Below are 19,787 nucleotides of genomic sequence, written 5' to 3' on the forward strand. Positions count from 1 at the left end.
GTGCGCTCCGAACCTCGCCGGACGGGTTACAGGTTTGATTCCTGTCGGGACCCGCTTTTCGCGCCTTGCGAACGCCGTCACATGTGAGGATGGAACTATGACCAGCATCATGCGCGCTCTCGGTACCCTGACGCTGTCGGCCTTGATGTCGGCGATGGCCTGTTCTTCGGCGTTCGCCAAAATAGAGGAGGGCCGGCTGCTTATCTGGATCAACGGCGACAAGAGCTACAACGGCCTGGCGGAAGTCGGCCGGAAGTTTGAACAGGACACCGGCATCAAGGTGAGCGTGGAGCATCCGGACAAGCTGGAGGAGAAATATCCCCAGGCGGCGGCGACCGGTGACGGGCCGGACATCATTCTGTGGGCGCACGACCGGTTTGGCGGTTATGCCCAATCCGGCCTGCTGGCGGAGGTCACGCCGGATAAAGCGTTCCAGGATAAGCTGTTCCCCTTTACCTGGGACGCGGTGCGCTTTAACGGCAAGCTTATCGGTTATCCCATTGCGGTGGAGTCATTGTCGCTGATTTACAATAAAGATCTTATCGCCGCGCCGCCGAAAACCTGGGAAGAAATCCCGGCGCTGGATAGCCGGCTGCGTGCCGCGGGCAAGAGCGCCATTATGTGGAATTTGCAAGAGCCCTACTTCACCTGGCCGATTATCGCCGCCGCCGGGGGCTATGCTTTCAAGCCGGAGAACGGCGGTTATAACATCAAGGATGTGGGGGTAAACAACGCCGGCTCCCGCGCCGGGCTGCAGTTTATCGTCGATTTGATCAAAAATGGCCATATCAGCGCCGATACCGATTATTCCGTCGCCGAGGCCGCGTTTAACAAGGGTCAGACCGCGCTGACCATCGACGGCCCCTGGTCTTGGGGCAATATGGAAAAAAGCGGCGTTCATTACGCCGTGGCGCCGTTGCCCACCTTTAAGGGCCATCCGTCGAAACCCTTTGTCGGCGTGTTGAGCGCCGGTATTAACGCCGCCAGCCCCAATAAGGAACTGGCGAAAGAATTTCTGGAAAACTACCTGCTGACCCGGGACGGCCTGGCGGCGATGAATAACGACAAGCCGCTCGGCGCGGTGGCGCTGAAAAGCTATCAGGCGGAGCTGGCGAAGGATCCCCGGATCGCCGCCACCATGGCGAATGCGCAACAGGGCGAGATCATGCCCAATATTCCCCAGATGAGCGCGTTCTGGTATGCCGAGCGCAGCGCGGTGGTCAATGCCATTAACGGCAGGCAAAGCGTGCAGGACGCGCTGGACGGGGTGAAGGACCGCATCACTAAATAACCTGGCGGCCTGGGCGGCGGCATCCGGCCGTCGCGGAGCGGGCATGCCGGGTTCGTCAGCCGGCGGCCACGCAGCATGCGATTAATCGGGTTGTCACCCGCCGTGATAGGAAGGGTTATGTTAAAGACCGGCTCGGTTCATTTCTCCCGTATGCCCGCGCGCTGGTGGCATCACCGGTACGTGAAATGGACACTGGTGGCTTTTTGCGCCCTGGCCATCGCCTGGATGGTGATACCTCTGTATGCCAGGGGTGAATATCTGTTGGCGATGCTGGCGCTGGTGCTGGCCGGCGCCGGGTTGGCCATCTACGCCAATGCCGGCGCCTATGCCTGGCGCTACGTTTATCCGGGCCTGGCGGGGGTGGGGCTGTTTGTGCTGTTTCCGCTGCTGTGCACCGTCGGCATCGCGTTTACCAACTACAGCAGCGTGCACCAGCTGACGTTTGATCGCGCGCGGGCGGTGCTGCTGGACCGACAGGTGCAAACCGGTCAATCCTATGGGTTCAGCCTGTACGGCCAGGGCAACGCGTGGCGCCTGGCGCTGGCCGATGCCGAAGGCGGGCGGATATGGGTCTCGCCGGCGTTCGGCCTCGACGGCGGCCGCGACCAGACGCTGATGATGCTGCCGGGCGCCGCGCCGCCGCCGGGAGAGCGCGGCACGCTCAGGGTGGTGACGCAATATCGCCAGGCCCTCGGCAGGCTGACGCTGCAACTGCCCGACGGCGCGCGGCTGCGCATCAGCTCGTTACGGCAATTTTCCAGCCTGCGGCCGCTGTATGTCCTGGGCGAACAGGATAGCCTGGCCGACAGCCGCACCGGTGTTCTCTACCGGCCCAATCGGTCCACGGGATTTTACCAGGCGGTCGATGCCGCGGGACATTTCGTCGACGGCCAGCTTAGCCCCGGCTATACCGTACCGGTGGGCTGGCACAATTTTATGCGCGTGGTGCGTGATCAGGGGATCCAGCAGCCCTTCCTGGCCATCTTCGTCTGGACCATTGTGTTTTCGCTGCTGACCGTGGTGCTGACCGTCGCCATCGGCATGGTGTTGGCCTGCGTGGTGCAATGGGACGCGCTGAAAGGGCGCGGCCTGTACCGGCTGCTGCTGATTTTGCCCTATGCCGTGCCGTCGTTTATTTCGATACTGATATTCAAGGGGTTGTTTAACCAGAGCTTTGGTGAAATCAATATGCTGCTGGACGCCGTATTCGGCATCCGACCGGGCTGGTTCCAGAACCCGTTGCCGGCGCGGCTGATGCTGGTGGTGGTGAACGCCTGGCTCGGCTATCCCTATATGATGATTTTGTGTATGGGGCTGCTGAAATCAATACCAGACGATTTATATGAAGCCTCGGCCATGGATGGCGCCGGGCCGTGGCGGAATTTTTTCGGCATTACGCTGCCGCTGCTGATTAAGCCGCTAACGCCGCTGATTATCGCCAGTTTTGCGTTCAATTTTAATAATTTTGTGCTGATCCAGCTGTTAACCAACGGCGGCCCGGACCGGATCGGCACCAGCACGCCGGCGGGGTATACCGATCTGCTGGTGAGCTACACCTACCGCATCGCCTTTGAAGGCGGCGGCGGGCAGGATTTTGGCCTGGCGGCCGCCATTGCCACCATTATCTTCCTGCTGGTGGGCGGGCTTGCGGTATTGAACCTGAAAGCGACGCGTTTGACGTTTGATTAAGGAGGTCTGTTTATGGCCATGGTGCACTCATCTTCACGTTATCTGCGGCTGGCGGCGACGCATGCGCTGCTGCTGGGGTTTATCGCCCTTACCGTGTTTCCGCTGCTGATGGTGCTGGCCATTTCACTGCGCGTCGGCAACTTTGCCACCGGCAGCCTGATCCCGGAGCATGTTTCCCTCGAGCACTGGCGGCTGGCGCTGGGATTCAGCGTGCGGCACGCGGACGGCGGCATCACGCCGCCGCCGTTCCCGGTGCTGCTGTGGTTATGGAACTCCGTTAAGGTGGCGTCGCTTACCGCCGTGGGCATCGTCGCGCTGTCCACCACCTGCGCCTATGCCTTCGCGCGCCTGCGTTTTCGCGGTAAAAGCGCGCTGCTCAAAGGCATGCTGATTTTCCAGATGTTCCCGGCGGTGCTGGCGCTGGTGGCGCTGTATGCGCTGTTTGACCGGCTTGGCCAGTACCTGCCGTTTATGGGGCTGAATACCCATGGCGGGGTGATCTTCGCTTATCTTGGCGGCATCACGCTGCACGTTTGGACCATCAAGGGCTATTTCGACACCATTGACGGTTCGCTAGAGGAAGCGGCCGCGCTGGACGGCGCCACGCCCTGGCAGGCGTTCCGGCTGGTGTTGCTGCCGCTGTCGGCGCCGATACTGGCGGTGGTGTTTGTGCTGTCGTTTATCGCCGCCGTCACCGAGGTGCCGGTGGCGTCGCTGCTGCTGCGCAACGTCGATAATTTTACCCTGGCGGTGGGGATGCAGCAGTATCTCAATCCGCAAAACTATTTGTGGGGGGACTTCGCCGCGGCGGCGGTGCTGTCCGCCCTGCCGATTACCCTGCTGTTTTTACTGGCCCAGCGCTGGTTGGTCAGCGGTCTTACCGCCGGGGGTCTGAAAGGTTAAGCCACTGTTGTTGTCATTGCGTACGTGTCTGTGTCTGTGTCTTGTGTTTTTGGCGACGTTATGTCGCCATTTTTTTTGCCAAGCACGAAAATATTGATTTTTTCTGCCAAGTGGCCATCATGAAGTATGACATTTGGCAGAAAGCGAGGCGCGCATGAAAATATATACCCCTCCCGCAATGAAAGAGCCTGCAAATAGCCTATGGGCCTCCGCTCATTTGCCGGATGCGTCCGGTCCCGAGCTGCGTCATCTGATGATGGAAGGGCTTGAAGTGTCGGTAATTGATAATATCAGGTCGATCGTAGGCTTCAAAAGAGAAGAATTTTTGGCGACGCTCGGGTTAAGTGGACGCAGCATTGCCCGGCGTAAAGAGAAGCTTTCTCCGGCTCAAAGTGAATCTATTACCCGTTATGTTACCGCCTTTGATATGGCTTTAGCGCTGTTCGGCAATGACTTCCAGAAAACCATTGCCTGGATGAACAAACCCGCCAAAGTTTTAGGCGGCGAAACACCCAATCAGGCGATTGGCACTGAAACCGGTGCCCGTGATGTGGTCAGTTTGATTGAAGGCATTAAACATGGAGTTGTCATGTGATCTTGTATCGATTTTGCCAGAAGCAATATATTGCCGCCGCGTGGAGCGGCGTTGGCGCTTTTAACAGCTCGGTGGCAAGATGGAACAAAATGGGGACGCCGATGGTGTATATCTCCTCGGCAGTATCACTGGTCATTCTGGAAGTATTAGTGCATTTACAGGACGAATCCATATTAGATTTTTACCAGTTAATGAGTATTGACGTACCCGACGATTTCATTGTCAAGCTCAATGCGCAAGATCTTCCTGCTAACTGGAATGCGCCGGTGCCGATTCTCGCTACCAAGGATATCGGCACACAATGGTTTCAGGGAAAATCGAGCGTCGGGCTGATGGTGCCTTCCGCCATTGTGCCTATGGAATATAATGTATTGATTAACAATGAGCATCCGGCGTTTGCTGGTTGTATGGCGTCGGTTACGCCGCTTGAATTTACCTTTGATCCAAGGCTGAACCCCAGCCTTTAACGCAACTGGCGACGCCGGTTGATATCCCGCAGCAGCTTATTGATACGCCTGTCGGCGAAAATCTCCTCCAGGCCGCGCGTCAGTTTGCGGCGCCAGTTCGGATACTGGTCGCTGGTGCCGGGCACGTTGACCGGCGTGGCCATATCCAGCCAATCCTCGGGTTGTAATCCCAGTAGCGCGCTGGCGCTGTCGGCCAGGTAGCGGTGCATGGCGTGGTTCAGCATCGGCGACATCGGCAGGTTATCGGCCAGGCGCGATACCCGCCGCGGCAGGCTGCCGTGACGGTGCAGGGCGGTCAGCAGTCCCTGGCGCGAGCGCCGCCGGTCTTCATGCAGGAGGCCCGCCACCGCGTCATCCGGGTAGCACCCAAGCGTTTGCCCAAGGCGCAGATCGCCCGCCCCCCAGTAGCCGCGCAGGGTCGGTAAATCATGGGTGGCGGCGGTGGCCATCGATTGCGGCGGGTACGCCTCCGGCGCCACAAAAACATGCCGCGCATCCTGCTCGAAATAAAGCACTTTATAGGAATAAACGGCGCTGTCGCGCAGCCGCGCGAGAATTTCACCCGGCACGGTGCCCAGATCCTCGCCTATCACCACACAGCGGTTGCGCATGCTTTCGAGCGCCAGGATGGCCAGCAGATCGTCCAGCGGATAATGGACATAGGCGCCCTGGGCGGCGGTATCGCCGCGCGGGATCCACCACAGGCGCAGCAGCGACATCACGTGATCGATGCGCAGCGCGCCGCAGCCCCGCATATTCGCTCGCAACAGATCGATAAACGGCTGGTAGCCGCGCGCGGCCATCGCCTGGGGATCCATGGGCGCCAGCCCCCAGTTCTGCCCCTGCGGGCCGAGTACATCCGGCGGCGCGCCGATGGACGCCGCCAGGCAATACAAGGCCGGGTCGCTCCAGGTTTCCGCGCCGCCGTCGCCGACCCCCACCGCCAAATCGCGATATAAACCGATGGGCATGCCGAGCGCCCGGCACAGTGCATAACATTCGGCGAACTGCCGGTCGGCCAGCCACTGCAGCCAGAGATAAAAGGCTATCTCGCCGGCGTGCCGCAGGCGGAACGCCTGCGTCCCGGGAGCTTGGCTATCGCGGTAATCCGCGGGCCAGTCTTGCCAGCGCCGGCAGGACGGGTCGCCGGCCAGCAGATGCGCATGCAGGGCGTCAAATTCCGCCTGATGGCGCAGACTGGCGTCGCCCAGGCGCACAAAGGCGTCAAACGCCAGCCGCTGCGGGTCCTGCTCCCCACGCAGGCCGAACTGTTGCCAGCACAGACGCAGCGCGGTTAATTTCAGCGCGCCGACCCGCTGGTAATCCACCTCGGGCGCGGCGCGCGCCAGCGCCAGCGCGTGGCGCACGTCCTCGCGCGCCCACCACGATCGCGCCGCCGGGCTGAGGTGGAATTCCTCAAGGCTATTGATATCGATATACAGCGTGTTCAGCCAGCGCCGGGACGACGGGCTATAGGGGCTGGCTTGGTCCGGCATGGCCGGGAATAGCGCATGGATGGGATTAAGGCCGACAAACGCGCCGCCGCGCCGGGCGACTTCCCGCACCATCGCTTTCAGATCGCCGGTATCGCCAATGCCCCAGTTGTCCGCCGAACGCAGCGTATAAAGCTGCACGCAGGCGCCCCACATCTTGTGCCCGGCCAGCAGCGCCTCGGGCTGGTGGCAGCGGGGCGGGGCGATAATGACCCGGCAGCGCCATTCCCGCCCGCCCTGGCTTAAGGTTAACCGGTGATAGCCGCACGCCAGGACGCGGGGCAGCGGCAGCGGAGATCCGGCGCTCACCTCTCCCTGGAGGGTGCCGCCCTGCTCGGTGCACAGCCGCCAAAGGTAATCGCCCCGTCCGCCGGGGGTCAGCGCCGCCGGCGCATCCCGCCGCCACACGGCCACCGGCGGCAGCGGCGCCTCGGGAGCCGACACCGGTCCGGGCCGGCGCCCCATGGCGTCCAGAAGCCGTTGTTTTGTCAGTGCCGAGATGGTCTGCCGCTGGCCCAGGGCATTGATATAGTCGCTGCAGATACCGGCCTGGGCCGATATCTGTTCCAACAATAGTTCTTCCATCGTTTTTCCCGCCATGGACCGCTGATGCCTGTTTGTCGCCACCGGCTATCATGGCGCGGCACAGAACGGTGATCATCCTCCCGGCGACGGGCTAAATAGGGAGGAGCGGCGAGGCGTAGTAAAAATTGTGACAGGGCGCAATTTACCAAAAATGGAAATGGATAACCTTATGCAATAATTAATTACATTATAATTACAATGCTTAACAGTTGTATTTTGTTAGTGATTGCGTATCCCCGGGGACATAAAAATAATGCTAATCCCATCGAAATTGAGACGGCCGGTCAGGCTGCACAATGCCGTGCCGCGCCAGCGTTTGCTGGACCGGCTTTCCTCCGCGGCCAACTATCGGCTGGCGCTGGTGACCAGTCCCGCCGGTTACGGCAAAACAACGCTTATCGCGCAATGGGCGGCAAACAGGCAGGATCTGGGCTGGTATTCGCTTGATGAGAGCGATAATGAGCCGGAGGTCTTTGCCAATTACCTGGTGGCGGCGATCCAGCAGGCGACGGGCGGCCATTGCCTGCGCAGCGAAGCCTTGGCGCAAAAGCATCAGTATGCCAGCCTCGCCACGCTGTTCGCCCAACTGTCGGTGGATCTGGCCGACTGGACCACGCCGCTGTTTTTAGTCATCGACGATTACCATCTGATCACCAATACGGTGATTCACGACGCCATGCGCGGCCTGCTTCGCCAGCAGCCGGATAACCTTAAGCTGGTGTTGCTGTCGCGCAACCTGCCGTCGCTGGGCATCGCCAACCTGCGGGTGCGCGATCAACTGCTGGAAATCGGCAGCCAGCAACTGGCCTTTACCCATGAGGAGGCGCAGCAGTTTTTTGCCGGCCGCCTCGATATTGCCATCGCCTCCCAGGACAGTAACCGGCTATGCGACGAGGTCGCGGGCTGGGCGACGGCGCTGCAGCTGATTGTGCTGTCCTCGCGGCAGTCCGATACGCCGGCCAGCAAAACCGCCCGGCGGCTGTCGGGCATTAATGCCGGTCATTTATCCGATTACCTGGTGGATGAGGTCCTCGATCGGGTGGATGCCGCCACCCGGCGATTCCTGCTGCGCTGTTCGCTGCTGCGCTCGATGAACGATGTGCTGATTGACCGGCTGACGGGCGAGGGGAACGGCCAGCAGCGGCTGGAGCAGACCGAGCACCAGGGGCTGTTCATCCAGCGTATGGACGACAGCGGGGAGTGGTTCCGCTTTCATCCCCTGTTCGCCGGTTTTCTGCGCCAGCGCTGCCAGTGGGAACTGGCCGCCGAGCTGCCCGAGATCCATCGCAGCGCCGCCGACGGCTGGCTGGCGCTGGGGTATCCCGCCGAGGCCATGCATCACGCGATGGCGGCGGATGATGTGGATATGGTGTGCCGGATCCTGCTCGATAGCGGCTGGACGCTGTTTAACCGTGGCGAGCTGGCATTGCTGGATCGCTGCCTGAAGCATCTGCCCTATGACGTACTGATCCTGCGGCCCAGGCTGGTGTTGCTTAAAGGGTGGCTGGCGCAAAGCCAGCATCGCTGCGCCGAGGTGGCGAATTTGCTGGCCCATGATAAAGCCGAGATGGCCCGGCGCAAGCTGGATATCTCACCCTGTCTCCAGGCGGAATTCAACGCGCTGTTGGCGCAGGTGGCCATTAATACCGGCAAGCCTCTCGAGGCGGAAAGTCTGGCGGCCGAAGCGCTGCAATTTTTGCCCGAGTCTAATTATTACGGCCGGATTGTCGCCACGTCGGTGACCGGCGAAGTCGCGCATTGCAAAGGGCAGTTGGCGACGGCCCTGGCCATGATGCAACAAACCGATCGCATGGCGCGCCAGCATGGCGTGTATCATTACGCCTTGTGGGCGCTGCTGCAGCAAAGCGAGATCCTGATAGCCCAGGGCTATTTACAGGCGGCGTACGAAATACAGGATAAGGCGTTTACCCTGGTCAGCGAGCAGCATTTGGAACAGTTGCCTATGCATGAGTTCCTGCTGCGCCTGCGCGCGCAATTGCTCTGGTCCTGGGCGCGCCTTGACGAGGCCGAACAGGCCGCCAGCGCCGGACTGAAGGTGCTGGAGGGCGCCGAGCCGCAGCAGCAGTTGCAGTGCCTGGCGATGCTGGCCAAAATCGCCCTGGCGCGTGGCGATTTCGCTAACGCCCGCAGCCATCTGCATCGCTGCGAGAACCTGATGAGCGGCGGGCAATATCATAGTGATTGGGTGACCAACGCCGATAAGCCGCGAGTACTGTTCTGGCAACAGACCGGCGACACCGATGCCGCCGCCCGGTGGCTGGGCCAGACGGTAAAACCGGATAACGTCGATAACCATTTTTTGCAGGGGCAATGGCGTAATATTGCCCGCGCCCAAATCCTGCTCGGTCAGTTTGACGAGGCGGAAGTGGTGCTGGACGAGCTTAATGATAACGCTCGTCAACTGCACCTGGTCAGCGATCTCAATCGTAACCTGCTGCTTAACAACCTGATTTATTGGCATGCCGGGCGAAAGAACGACGCCCAGCGGGTGTTGATGGAAGCGCTGTCGTTAGCCAATCGAACCGGGTTTATCAGCCATTTCGTCATAGAAGGCGAAACGATGGCGGCGCAGCTGCGCCAATTGCTGCAGCTCGGCGTGCTACCGGAGCTGGAACAGCAGCGCACCCGCCGCATCCTGCGCGATATCAATGCCCATCATCGCCACAAGTTCGCCCATTTCGACGAAGATTTTGTGCAGCAACTGCTGCACCACCCGCAGGTGCCGGAGCTGATTCGCATCAGCCCGCTGACCCAGCGGGAGTGGCAGGTGCTGGGGCTGATTTATTCGGGTTACAGCAATAACCAGATTGCCGGCGAGCTGGCGGTCGCCTCGACCACCATCAAGACGCATATTCGCAATCTTTACCAGAAGCTGGGGGTGGAACAGCGGCAGGATGCGGTGCTGCAGGTGAAAAAGATGCTGACGATGATTGGGTATGCGGTGTAGGGCGTGCTATTGGCACGCCCGGGCTGATGGACAGTCCGGCACCGTCCTGTTGAGTTCCGGCGCAGGGAGTTACGGGGATTCGGCTCTCATGGTGTGGTGATGCGATATTGGACATCCGATAAGGTAATATGTCACGGTGGTGGCGGTTTCGCTTGCCATATGTTGGGCGGATATATGAGTTGCCGGAACAACGTCAACACCATCGTCTGCATGAGGGTGCGTTTTTTGCTTGTTTCCAGAAGTATGCATTTATCGGGTAATGTTTGTGGTCCTGGTCTGGGCGCCTCCCGCCGGCGGGGGTGTAGGTGGAGTCAACCGTGGTAAGCTGAATCCGCATATAGATCCAATGCATTAAAATCTGATGCCCTTATACCAATATCAACCTATGATGCCCTTATACCAGCATTAACCTGTGATGCCCTTGCAACTGCCTCAATCTGTAAAGGAGAAATATTTATGCTGGAAGTATGGGGAAGAAAAACGTCGTCCAATGTTCAAGCGCTGATGTGGTGCATAGGAGAACTTGGTTTGCAGTATCAAAGATATGATATTGGGCACAGGTTTGGCGGTACGGATACCGCCGAATTTTACGCGCTGAACCCAAACCGCACCATACCGGTTCTACGGGATGGTAATCACCAACCTCTTTGGGAGACAGGCGCGATCCTGAGATATCTGGCTACCCGCTACGCGGATGCGATCTTCTGGCCGCCCGATTTATTCGCAAGAACAGATGTGGATCGGTGGATGGAATGGTCAAAATTAAATGTTGCACATCTCTTTACCGCACCCATCTTTTGGCGCGTCGTTCGCACTCCAGCCGAAGAGCGTGACCCGCAAGCCCTTAACCTCGCGTTAAGTGCTTTTGAACAAAAACTTGGCATTGCGGAAGCACGGCTGGGACATCAGCCATTCTTGGTAGGTGAAGCGTTCACCCTCGCGGATATTCAATTCGGACATGTGTTATATCGCTACTATGACATCGACATTGAACGAAAGCCGCTACCAAACCTGGATGCATATTATACAGGGCTAAAGAAACGACCTGCTTTCCGCGAACATGTCATGGTACCCTACGATGAATTAAAAGCTTAACTAATTTGAATTAAGTACTTAATTATATTTGATAATTTACATCATCAGCCTTACGGGCAACAACGATTCAATTAGCCAAGCCGCATCACTGGGCAAGACAATTCATCAGCCCAGGTCAATAAGCCAAACCGACGCTGGGTAAATACGTCAAAGCCTTCCACATCAATCCTCAGCGACGCGCGACCTGCCGGGCGCGCGGAGGTCATGGAGGATGGCGCGAACCATCCTCCATGTCGCTTGCTCGCGCCGGGCAAAACATATAACCGCCTAACGCAAGGCAAGCGAAACCCCACCGAAGCACCATAAACCCCACCACCGGCCAGCACCCCACCGAAGCACCCTAAACCTGCCGCGGGCCAGCACCCCACCGCGGGGTCAGAAGTGGGTATTAAGACCCAGGTAAAATGTCCTGCCCGGTTCGTTGTAGGTGGCGGCGCCGGCGCCGTACATATAGGCGTTGGTGGCGGCGTTGCCGGTGGTCTGGGCATTGCCGGCGCGGAACTGGCGCTTATCGAACAGGTTGTCGATGCCCAGGGTCAGGCTGGCGTATTTGTTGATATCATAGGTGCCGCTCAGGCCGATGATGGCGTACGGGCTGACCTCATCGGTTTCGCTGCCGGTCACGCGTTCGCCCTTGTAGTTGTACTTCTTCGGTTTCTGGGTGCCGTACCAGGACAGGGTGGACTGTAGCGACAGATCCTGGCGCGCCTGCCAGCTCAATGTCGAGTTCAGCGTGTATTCCGGGATGATGGACAGATAATCGCCGGTCTCTTTATTCTTGCTTTCCAGCATATAAGTGATGTTGTTATTCCAGGAAACGGTTTCGCTGACCGGAATATTCAGCGTGCCCTCCAATCCTTGCACCACCGCTTTCGGCACATTTTCCCAACGATAGATATCGGAGGCGCCGTTGGTCGAGGTGCCTCTGGGGACGTAACCCGCCTCGATTTTATCGCGATAATCATTGCGGAAATAGGTCACTCCCGCCTGGTAGCCGTCGCGTTTAAATTCCACGCCGATCTCTTTGTTGATGCTGGTTTCCGCCTTGAGATCATCATTACCCAGCAGATAACAACCGCCGGTGCTGGCGGCGCAGCCCTGGCCGCGGCTGTAGAGCAGGTAGTTAGGGTTGGTCTGGAACAGGCTGGGCGCTTTATAGGCGCGGGCGATGCCCATTTTCAGGGTGAAATCTTCGCTCAAACCCTGCGAGAGGTTAAGCGAGGGACTCCAGTTGTCGCCGACGATGGAATGGTGGTCGAAGCGCAGCCCCGGCACCAGCATGGTACTGTCGGTCAGCTCCATATTATCCTCGGCAAACAGCGAGAAAATATCAGCCGAGGAATAGGGGCTGCGGCCGGTGCTGGAGACGCCCGGGATGGCGCCGCCCAGGAGGGTCTGGGTATTCGACGCCGGATCCTTCATTTTCTGCTGGTTCCATTCGCTGCCGACCGTCAGGGTTTGGTTGACCCCAAGCTCGAACGGCACGCTGAGTTCGGTATGCGCCAACAGGCTGTCCAACTGGATGGTGGAGAAATCGTCATTGGAGAAGATACCTTCCGTGCCGCCGGCCAGACCTTCGTTCAGACGGGTATTCTTGGTGCGCTCATACTGCAGGTAGTTCATGGTGCTGACGCCGCTGTCCCAGGCGCCGCGCCAGGTCAGGGCATGGGTCTGGCGGTAGAGGCGGTTGGTTTCGTGGCCGTAATTGTCCTGTACCAGCGCGCTGGTATTGGTGTTCTGGGTGTCGCCGGCGTAGATATTGCCCTGGCGGCTGTAGGTGGTTTCATACTCCAGGCTTTGCATCGGCGCCAAATCCCAGTGCAGCAGGGCATCGATATTTTTGTCCCTTACCCCCTCGCGCCCGGCCGGGAGGGTATCGGCATAGGTGCCGGTGCGCAGGGACTGGTGACCGTCGTTGATATCCTGCGCGTCGGCCTGGGTTTTGCTGTAGCCGCCGGTCAGGCGAAAGCTGAACGCGTCGCTAAGCGGCCCGGACAGGCTGAAGTTGGTGCGTTTGGTCGAGCCTTCGTCGTCATGCTGCGGCATGTTCAGGTAGGTATTCCACGAACCATGCCAATCGCTGACGTCTTTTTTGGTGATGATATTGACCACGCCGCCGGCGGCGCCGTTGCCGTAGCGCGCCGCGGCCGGCCCGCGGATCACCTCGATATGGTCGATCATTTCCGGCGGCACCCAGGCGGTGTCGCCACGGGTATCGCGCTCGCCGCGCCAGCCCTGGCGCACCGAGTTGCGGCTGCTGACCGGCAGGCCGTCAATCAAAATCAGGGTATTTTCCGGGCCCATGCCGCGAATATCGATCTGCCGGTTATTGCCGCGCTGGCCGCTGGTGGAATTGCCGGTCAGGTTGACGCCGGGCATGGTGCGGATAATTTCCGATACGTCACGGGCGGGCGGGCGTTTCCTGATTTCATCGGCGGTGATGGTGGATACGCCCGGCGCCTGAAGGTTTTGCTTCGCCGCGGTCACCACGATGGTATCGCCCGCCGCCTCGGTTTTGGCATCCATGCTGGCCGGGGCGCCGTCCGTCGTCGCGGGGGTGGATGCCGCCGCTGCGGTTGCGCCGTCGGCAGCGGGCGCGGCTAAGGGCAGCGCCAGCGTTCCCAGACCCAGACTGATTAGGGCCGCTAAGGAGTAACCTGAGAATGTGGTATTCATAAAATCCCTGATCCGTAGCCGATCCGAGACTGCCCTGGCGAAAACCCGCAGTATGGACGGCATGCTGTGTAATGAAATTGATGTAATAAGCAGTTTTTCAGCAACTGCCCGGCGGCTAATTCGCAATGTTAAATCGCTGTTAACATTACGTTATTCCTTCGTCCATCCCTTCCGCTGATAAATAAAACCGGCGCTAAATGGAACTTTTACACACTATTGCAAATAGAAATAATTATCAATAGTATTAAGTTTACGTTTTGCATTAAAAAGTCTACATTCAGGTTTTAAAGAAGGAATCGCGCCTGGTGAATAAAATGATGCTGGTCCGGGCCGATGTGGGCGGGGACGGCTGGTGGCGGGAAGTGGAACGCCAGGGCGCGCCCTGGGTCGAGGCCGGACCGTCCGGACAATGCGCCGTAACCTTCCTGTGGCGCGATCCCCAGGGCAATGAGCGCGCGTCTCCTATCCGCCGGGTATGGATTAACATCAGCGGCGTGACCGACCACCACAGCGATACCGGACCGCAAAGCCTGGAGCGTATCGCCGGGACGGATGTCTGGTTTTGGCACACCTCGCTGGGGGAACGCTGGCGGGGCAGCTATTGCTTTATTCCGTGCCGGGATGACGGCGACGTCGGCCGGCTGTCGGCCGCGGCCCCCGGCGATCGGGCCGGGCTGCGCGCCGCCTGGCGCGGTGTTTTTCCCGCCGCGGTGGCCGATCGGCTCAATCCGCTGCGTGCCTGGACCAACGGACGCGGCCATGCGGTTTCCGCGCTACATATGCCGCTGGCGCCGGCGCAGGCGGCCTGGCGAGAACTTGACGCGCTTGGCCCGGTGGCCGGACGCACCGTGCCGCCGCTGCCGGCGCCGGCGGCGCTTGCGCGTCATCGCTGGCGCAGCGAACGCCTGGGCAACAGCCGCGATATCTGGATATTCACCACCGGCCGACAGCACGAGTCCGGCCGCCCGCTGGCCCTTCTGCTGGACGGGCAGTTCTGGGCGCGGCAGATGCCGGTCTGGTCGCCGTTGCTGCATATGACGGCCGCCGGCGCCTTGCCTGAAGCGGTCTATGTGCTGATTGACGCCGTGGACAGCCGGCGGCGCGGGGATGAATTAACCTGTAATCCGCAATTCTGGCGGGCGGTGCGGGAAGAACTGCTGCCACGCGTGGCGGCCTGGGCGCCGTACCGTGCCTCCCCGGCGACTACGGTGGTGGCGGGGCAAAGCTACGGCGGCCTGTCCGCGCTGTATGCCTGCCTGAACTGGCCGCGCTATTTCGGCTGCGTGCTCAGCCAGTCCGGATCCTTCTGGTGGCCCGACCGGGATGCGGCGCAAAACGGCTCCGGCGACGCCTGCCGGCTGCTGGGGCAGATAGAGCGCGGCCTGGGCGACGGGCTGGCGCTCAGGGCGTTTATCGAGGCCGGCGACAGGGAGCGGCTTATCCACCGGGTAAACGATCGGGCGGTGGAGCTCCTGCGCGGGCAGGGCCATCAGGTGGATTACCGGGTGGTGGACGGCGGCCATGACGCGCTGTGCTGGCGCGGCGGACTGCTGGACGGACTGGCCGCGCTCTGGTCGCCACGCGGTTAGCGCCTTCGGCGCGCTTCCCGTGGTCGTGCCGTGGCCGGCTATTTTCGCCCGGGCTATCCCCGTCGCCGGCGATATCACAGTAAAATAAGGAGTGCGTTTTGGAACAACTCAATCCCTTCGACGACCCGCAGCAGGTCTGCCTGGTTTTGCAAAACCGGCGGGCGCAGTACAGCCTGTGGCCGGAGTTCAGCCCGGTGCCCCAGGGCTGGACGCCGGTGTTTGGCCCGGCTCCGCGCGCCGAATGCGGCCAATGGCTGCAAACCCACTGGACCGATATGCGTCCCGCCGCGCTGCGTTGAGCATACGCCGCGCAATCCTGCGCATACGCCGCACCACCCTTTGCTGAAAGGAGTTACCGCCGTGTCAGACATTTCCTTGCCGTGCGCCGCCAGGGCCGAACCCATCGAACTGCCGCTGGTGGCGGCGCAACCCGGCATCTGGGTGGCTGACCAACTGGCCGCGCAGCCCAACGCCTATGCGGTGGCGCATTATATCGAGCTGAAGGGCGATATCGACAGCGGCTGTCTGCTGCGCGCCATCGGCCAGGCCATGGGTGAAGCCGATACCCTGCGCATGCGTTTTGCCGAGCGCGACGGCATTGCGCTGCAATGGGTCGGCGACGATCGGAGCTTCGACCGCCCCGATTGCCTGGATTTCAGCGCCGCCGGCGACGCGCAAGACGCCGCGCGGGCGCTGATGCAACAGGATCTGGCGGGCGATTTGCGGGTACTGGGCGGCGCGCCGCTGTACCGTCATATGCTGATACGCGTGGCCCGCGATCGCTGGTTTTGGTATCAGCGCTACCATCATCTGATCGTCGACGGCTTTAGTTTTACCGCCATTACCCGCCGCATCGCCACGCTGTATAGCGCTTTTGCGCGGCGGGAAACCCCGCCGCCGTCGCCATTTACCCCTTTCCAGGCGGTGGTGGCGGAATATCAGGCTTATTATCAGTCGGACGCCTGGCGCCGGGACGCCGCGTTCTGGCGCGAAAAAACCGCCCGGCTGCCGGCACCGGCGACGCTTGCGCTAAAACCCCTGTCCGGCCAGGCCGCCACCGTCCGCCTGCGGCGATTTTCGCTTGATCTCGATACCCGGCTGTTCGCCGGCCTGGTGGCGAAGGAACCCCGTGCGCCGGGCATAGCCGATCTGGCCCTGGCGCTGGTGGCATTATGGTTTGCCCGCCTTGGCGGGCAAACGTCCTACGCCGCCGGTTTTATCTTTATGCGCCGTATGGGCTCGGCGGCCCTGGACGCCACCGGGCCGGTGGTCAATGTGCTGCCGCTGGCGGTGAACGTCGACCCGGCGCGGACGCTGGGCGAACTGGCCGCCGCCCTGTCGGGCGAGTTGAAAAGCCTGCGCCGCCACCAGCGTTATGATGCCGAGCAGGTTCTGCGCGATCTGGGCCGGACCGGCGACGCACAGCCGTTGTTCGGCCCGGTCTTTAATCTGAAAATGTTCGACTTCCAGCTGGATTTCGCCGGCGTGGAGGGCGAGACCCACGCCCTGGCCTCGGGGCCGGTGCGCGATCTGGAAATTGCGTTATATCTGGGTGAACAGCGGGTGTCGGTGGAACTGGTGGCCAACGCCGGGCGTTATACCGCCGCCGAGCTGGCCGGCCATGCGCGCCGCCTGCCGTTGCTGTTGCGTCAGTTCGCCGCCGATCCCGCGCTGCCCTGCGGCCGGGCCGACCTGCTGAACGAAGAGGATCGCGCGCTGCTGGCCGGTGTCAATAACACCGGCAAAACGCTGGCGCCGGAGACGCTGGTCACCCTGCTGGCACGGCAGGCGTCGCGCACGCCGGGGGCCACGGCGCTGATGGACGCGCGCCGCCGCCTGACCTATGGCGAAACCCGCGAACAGGTGCTGGCGCTGGCGCGGCGGCTGGCGGCGCAGGGGGTGCGGCCGGGCGATATCGTCGCCGTCGCGCTGCCGCGCTCGGTTTTTTTAGCGCTGGCGCTGATGGCCATTGTCGAGGTGGGCGCCGCCTACCTGCCGCTGGATACCGGTTATCCCGACGACCGGCTGCGGCTGATGCTGGACGACGCGCGGCCGCGCCTGATTATCACCCGCGCGGATCAGGCGGCGCGGTTCGACGGCCGGGGCGCCCTGATGCTGTATGATGCGCCGTTAGCCACGGACCCGCTGTCGCCCCGCGATTTCCCCGGGCCGTCGGCGCATCATCCGGCCTATATTATCTATACCTCCGGTTCCACCGGGCGGCCGAAGGGCGTGGTGGTGGACCATGGCGCCATCGTGAACCGGCTGCTGTGGATGCAGGATAGCTACCCGCTGACGGCCGACGACGCGGTGCTGCAAAAAACGCCCTGTAGCTTTGACGTGTCGGTATGGGAGTTTTTCTGGCCGCTTATCAATGGCGCGCGGCTTGTCATGGCGCCGCCGGATGCCCATCGCGATCCGCAGATCCTGCTGCGGCTTATCGCCGATTACCGCATCACTACCCTGCATTTCGTTCCCTCTATGCTGGCGGCGTTTGTCGCGTCGCTTGCCGATGATGACGCCGCCGCCTGCCGGGCCACGCTACGCCGGGTTTTTTGCAGCGGCGAGGCGCTGCCCGCCGAACTGTCGCGCCTGTGGCAGCGGCGTGCCGGCGTGGCGTTGCATAATCTGTACGGCCCTACCGAGGCCGCGGTGGATGTCAGTTGGTATCCCGCCCATGGCGAGGCGCTGGCGGCGGTCGACGGGGCGAATGTGCCGATAGGCTTTCCGGTATGGAACACCGGCCTGCGCATTCTCGACGCCCGGCTGCGCCAGGTGCCGCCGGGCGTGGCGGGCGATCTCTACCTGACCGGCGCGCAGCTGGCCCAGGGTTATCTGGCGCGCGCGGAGCTGACCGCCAGCCGGTTCGTGGCCGATCCCGACGGTGACGGCGGACGGATGTATCGCACCGGCGATATTGCCCGCTGGCTGGACAACGGCGCGGTTGAATACCTGGGACGCAGCGATGACCAGCTTAAAATCCGCGGGCAACGGGTGGAACTGAGCGAAATCGACCATGCGCTGCTGTTATTGCCGGGCGTGCGCCAGGCGGTGGCCCATGCCCGCGTTCTGGGCGGCGCGGCGGACGACGGCGCCGGCGGCGACGCGCGGCAACTGGTCGGTTATCTGGTGGCGCAGCCGGGTGAACAATTGCACGCCGGGGCGCTGCGCGCCGCGCTTGCCGAACGTCTGCCGGCGCATATGGTGCCGGTGGCGCTGGTCGAACTTCCGGCCCTGCCGCTCAGCGCCAACGGCAAACTGGATCGCAACGCGTTGCCGATGCCGCAGGCGCGTCAGGCGACGCCGGGGCGAGCGCCGCAAACGGTCACCGAACGGCGCATCGCCGCGCTGTTTGCCGATGTGCTGCAACAGGAGATCGGGTCGGTTGACGACGACTTTTTTGCGCTCGGCGGCCACTCGCTGCTGGCGATGCGCCTGGCGGCGCTGCTGCGCCGCGATCTGGGCGGGCCGGTTACCGTCGGGCAGGTGATGGTGGCCTCCACCGTGGCGGGGCTGGCGGCGCTGTTCGACAAGCCGGCCGTTACTATTCCCGACAGTACCGCTGACGGCCAGGGTGATGGCCCCACCGGCGATGATGCGCGGCGTTCGGGGCTGGATGCCGTTTTGCCGCTGCGGCATGGCGACGGGCCGCCGCTGTTTTGTTTCCATCCCGCCTCCGGCTTCGCCTGGCAGTTCAGCGTGCTGCGGCGATATCTCGATCCTCGCTGGCCGCTGGTCGGTATCCAGTCGCCGCGCCCTGGCGGCCCGCTGCAAAATTGCGCCAACCTGGAACAGGTGTGCGACGCGCATCTGCTCACCGTGCGCGGCGTGCAGCCGCACGGTCCCTATCATTTTATCGGCTACTCGCTGGGCGGCACGCTGGCGCAGGGCATTGCGGCCCGCTTGCGCGCCGCGGGGGAAACGGTGGCGTTTCTCGGCCTGCTCGATACCTATCCGCCGGAGACCCGTAACTGGGACGCGGCGCAGGGCAAACATGTGCTGGACCCGGAAGTACTGGAGGAAGTGCGGCGCGAGCGCGGGCAGTTTATCGCCGCGCAGCGGCTGGATGGCGCGGATCCGGCGGGGGGCGAACAGCGGCGATTGTTTGACGCTATCGAGGGCAACTATGCGGATTCGGTGCGTCTGCTGGCGGCCAGCCGCAGCGCGTATTTTGCCGGCGAAGCCACGCTGTTCGTGGCGCGCCGCACGCTGCCGGCCGCCATGGACGTGCGGCGAACCTGGTCATCCTATGTGGAGCGGCTTCGCGTGCATGAGCTGGACTGCGCCCATGTGGATATCATCTCGCCCGCCTCGTTCCAGGTGCTCGGCCCGCTGCTTAACCAACTGCTCAGGGAAATTTAGACACCCACCGGCGTTGGCGGCGGCCGGCCAGGGGCTAATCCGCCGGGAAACGCAGCGGATCGGTCGGCGGGACC

At 61.7% G+C, this 19,787-nt stretch carries 12 protein-coding genes; 10 read left to right on the forward strand and 2 right to left on the reverse strand.

Features of this window, described 5'->3' with window-relative positions; all coding sequences use genetic code 11:
• Nucleotides 1–109: 109 nt before the first annotated feature.
• The 5 genes from malE (at nucleotide 110) to VGC33_RS18725 (ending at nucleotide 4,945) form a co-directional block, all read left to right on the forward strand.
• Nucleotides 110–1,291: a maltose/maltodextrin ABC transporter substrate-binding protein MalE gene (gene malE, locus VGC33_RS18705; protein WP_331122305.1), complete on the forward strand. Its 1,182-nt coding sequence runs from the start codon at nucleotides 110–112 to the stop codon at nucleotides 1,289–1,291.
• A 150-nt stretch (nucleotides 1,292–1,441) separates the two neighbouring features.
• A complete protein-coding gene (gene malF, locus VGC33_RS18710) occupies nucleotides 1,442–2,980 on the forward strand; it encodes a maltose ABC transporter permease MalF (RefSeq protein WP_331122306.1) in 1,539 nt (512 codons plus the stop codon).
• Nucleotides 2,981–2,992: 12 nt separating this feature from the next.
• Entirely contained in the window at nucleotides 2,993–3,883 is an 891-nt protein-coding gene (gene malG, locus VGC33_RS18715) for a maltose ABC transporter permease MalG (RefSeq protein WP_331122287.1), read from the forward strand.
• Nucleotides 3,884–4,016: 133 nt separating this feature from the next.
• A complete protein-coding gene (locus VGC33_RS18720) occupies nucleotides 4,017–4,478 on the forward strand; it encodes an Xre family toxin-antitoxin system antitoxin (RefSeq protein ID WP_331122288.1) in 462 nt (153 codons plus the stop codon).
• Nucleotides 4,475–4,945, forward strand: a complete 471-nt coding sequence (locus VGC33_RS18725) for an RES family NAD+ phosphorylase (RefSeq protein WP_331122289.1) — start codon at nucleotides 4,475–4,477, stop codon at nucleotides 4,943–4,945. Before VGC33_RS18720 ends, VGC33_RS18725 begins: the two co-directional genes overlap by 4 nt.
• Here VGC33_RS18725 and malQ read toward each other — a convergent pair.
• On the reverse strand, nucleotides 4,942–7,023 hold the full coding sequence (malQ, locus tag VGC33_RS18730) for a 4-alpha-glucanotransferase (RefSeq protein ID WP_331122290.1): 2,082 nt from the start codon (nucleotides 7,021–7,023) through the stop codon (nucleotides 4,942–4,944). The two genes, VGC33_RS18725 and malQ, sit on opposite strands and share 4 nt — an antisense overlap.
• Nucleotides 7,024–7,276: 253 nt before the next feature.
• On the opposite strand from malQ, the gene malT reads away from it, so the two are divergent.
• Nucleotides 7,277–9,991: an HTH-type transcriptional regulator MalT gene (gene malT / locus VGC33_RS18735; RefSeq protein WP_331122291.1), complete on the forward strand. Its 2,715-nt coding sequence runs from the start codon at nucleotides 7,277–7,279 to the stop codon at nucleotides 9,989–9,991.
• A 456-nt stretch (nucleotides 9,992–10,447) separates the two neighbouring features.
• Nucleotides 10,448–11,086: a glutathione S-transferase family protein gene (locus VGC33_RS18740; protein WP_331122292.1), complete on the forward strand. Its 639-nt coding sequence runs from the start codon at nucleotides 10,448–10,450 to the stop codon at nucleotides 11,084–11,086.
• 375 nt (nucleotides 11,087–11,461) lie between these two features.
• Here the strand turns inward: VGC33_RS18740 and VGC33_RS18745 are convergent, their stop codons facing one another.
• Nucleotides 11,462–13,762, reverse strand: coding sequence for a TonB-dependent siderophore receptor (locus VGC33_RS18745; protein WP_331122293.1), 2,301 nt, complete (start codon nucleotides 13,760–13,762; stop codon nucleotides 11,462–11,464).
• Between the two features lie 314 nt (nucleotides 13,763–14,076).
• On the opposite strand from VGC33_RS18745, the gene fes reads away from it, so the two are divergent.
• The 3 genes from fes to VGC33_RS18760 all read left to right on the forward strand — a co-directional run bounded on the left by fes (nucleotide 14,077) and on the right by VGC33_RS18760 (nucleotide 19,713).
• On the forward strand, nucleotides 14,077–15,351 hold the full coding sequence (gene fes / locus VGC33_RS18750; RefSeq protein ID WP_331122307.1) for an enterochelin esterase: 1,275 nt from the start codon (nucleotides 14,077–14,079) through the stop codon (nucleotides 15,349–15,351).
• A 98-nt stretch (nucleotides 15,352–15,449) separates the two neighbouring features.
• Nucleotides 15,450–15,650 (forward strand): MbtH family protein, encoded by a 201-nt coding sequence (locus tag VGC33_RS18755; protein ID WP_331122294.1) that lies wholly within the window; start codon nucleotides 15,450–15,452, stop codon nucleotides 15,648–15,650.
• A gap of 61 nt (nucleotides 15,651–15,711) precedes the next feature.
• On the forward strand, nucleotides 15,712–19,713 hold the full coding sequence (locus VGC33_RS18760; RefSeq protein ID WP_331122295.1) for an enterobactin synthase subunit F: 4,002 nt from the start codon (nucleotides 15,712–15,714) through the stop codon (nucleotides 19,711–19,713).
• Nucleotides 19,714–19,787: the final 74 nt, after the last annotated feature.

It is taken from the genome of Acerihabitans sp. (assembly GCF_036398755.1).
GTDB lineage: Bacteria > Pseudomonadota > Gammaproteobacteria > Enterobacterales > Enterobacteriaceae > Acerihabitans.

Coding starts and splice junctions, on each gene's coding strand:
- malE (WP_331122305.1), top strand. CDS start 110: ATGCGCGCTCTCGGTACCCTGACGCTGTCGGCCTTGATGTCGGCGATG.
- malF (WP_331122306.1), top strand. CDS start 1,442: ATGCCCGCGCGCTGGTGGCATCACCGGTACGTGAAATGGACACTGGTG.
- malG (WP_331122287.1), top strand. CDS start 2,993: ATGGCCATGGTGCACTCATCTTCACGTTATCTGCGGCTGGCGGCGACG.
- malQ (WP_331122290.1), bottom strand. CDS start 7,023: ATGGAAGAACTATTGTTGGAACAGATATCGGCCCAGGCCGGTATCTGC.
- malT (WP_331122291.1), top strand. CDS start 7,277: ATGCTAATCCCATCGAAATTGAGACGGCCGGTCAGGCTGCACAATGCC.
- VGC33_RS18740 (WP_331122292.1), top strand. CDS start 10,448: ATGCTGGAAGTATGGGGAAGAAAAACGTCGTCCAATGTTCAAGCGCTG.
- VGC33_RS18745 (WP_331122293.1), bottom strand. CDS start 13,762: ATGAATACCACATTCTCAGGTTACTCCTTAGCGGCCCTAATCAGTCTG.
- fes (WP_331122307.1), top strand. CDS start 14,077: ATGATGCTGGTCCGGGCCGATGTGGGCGGGGACGGCTGGTGGCGGGAA.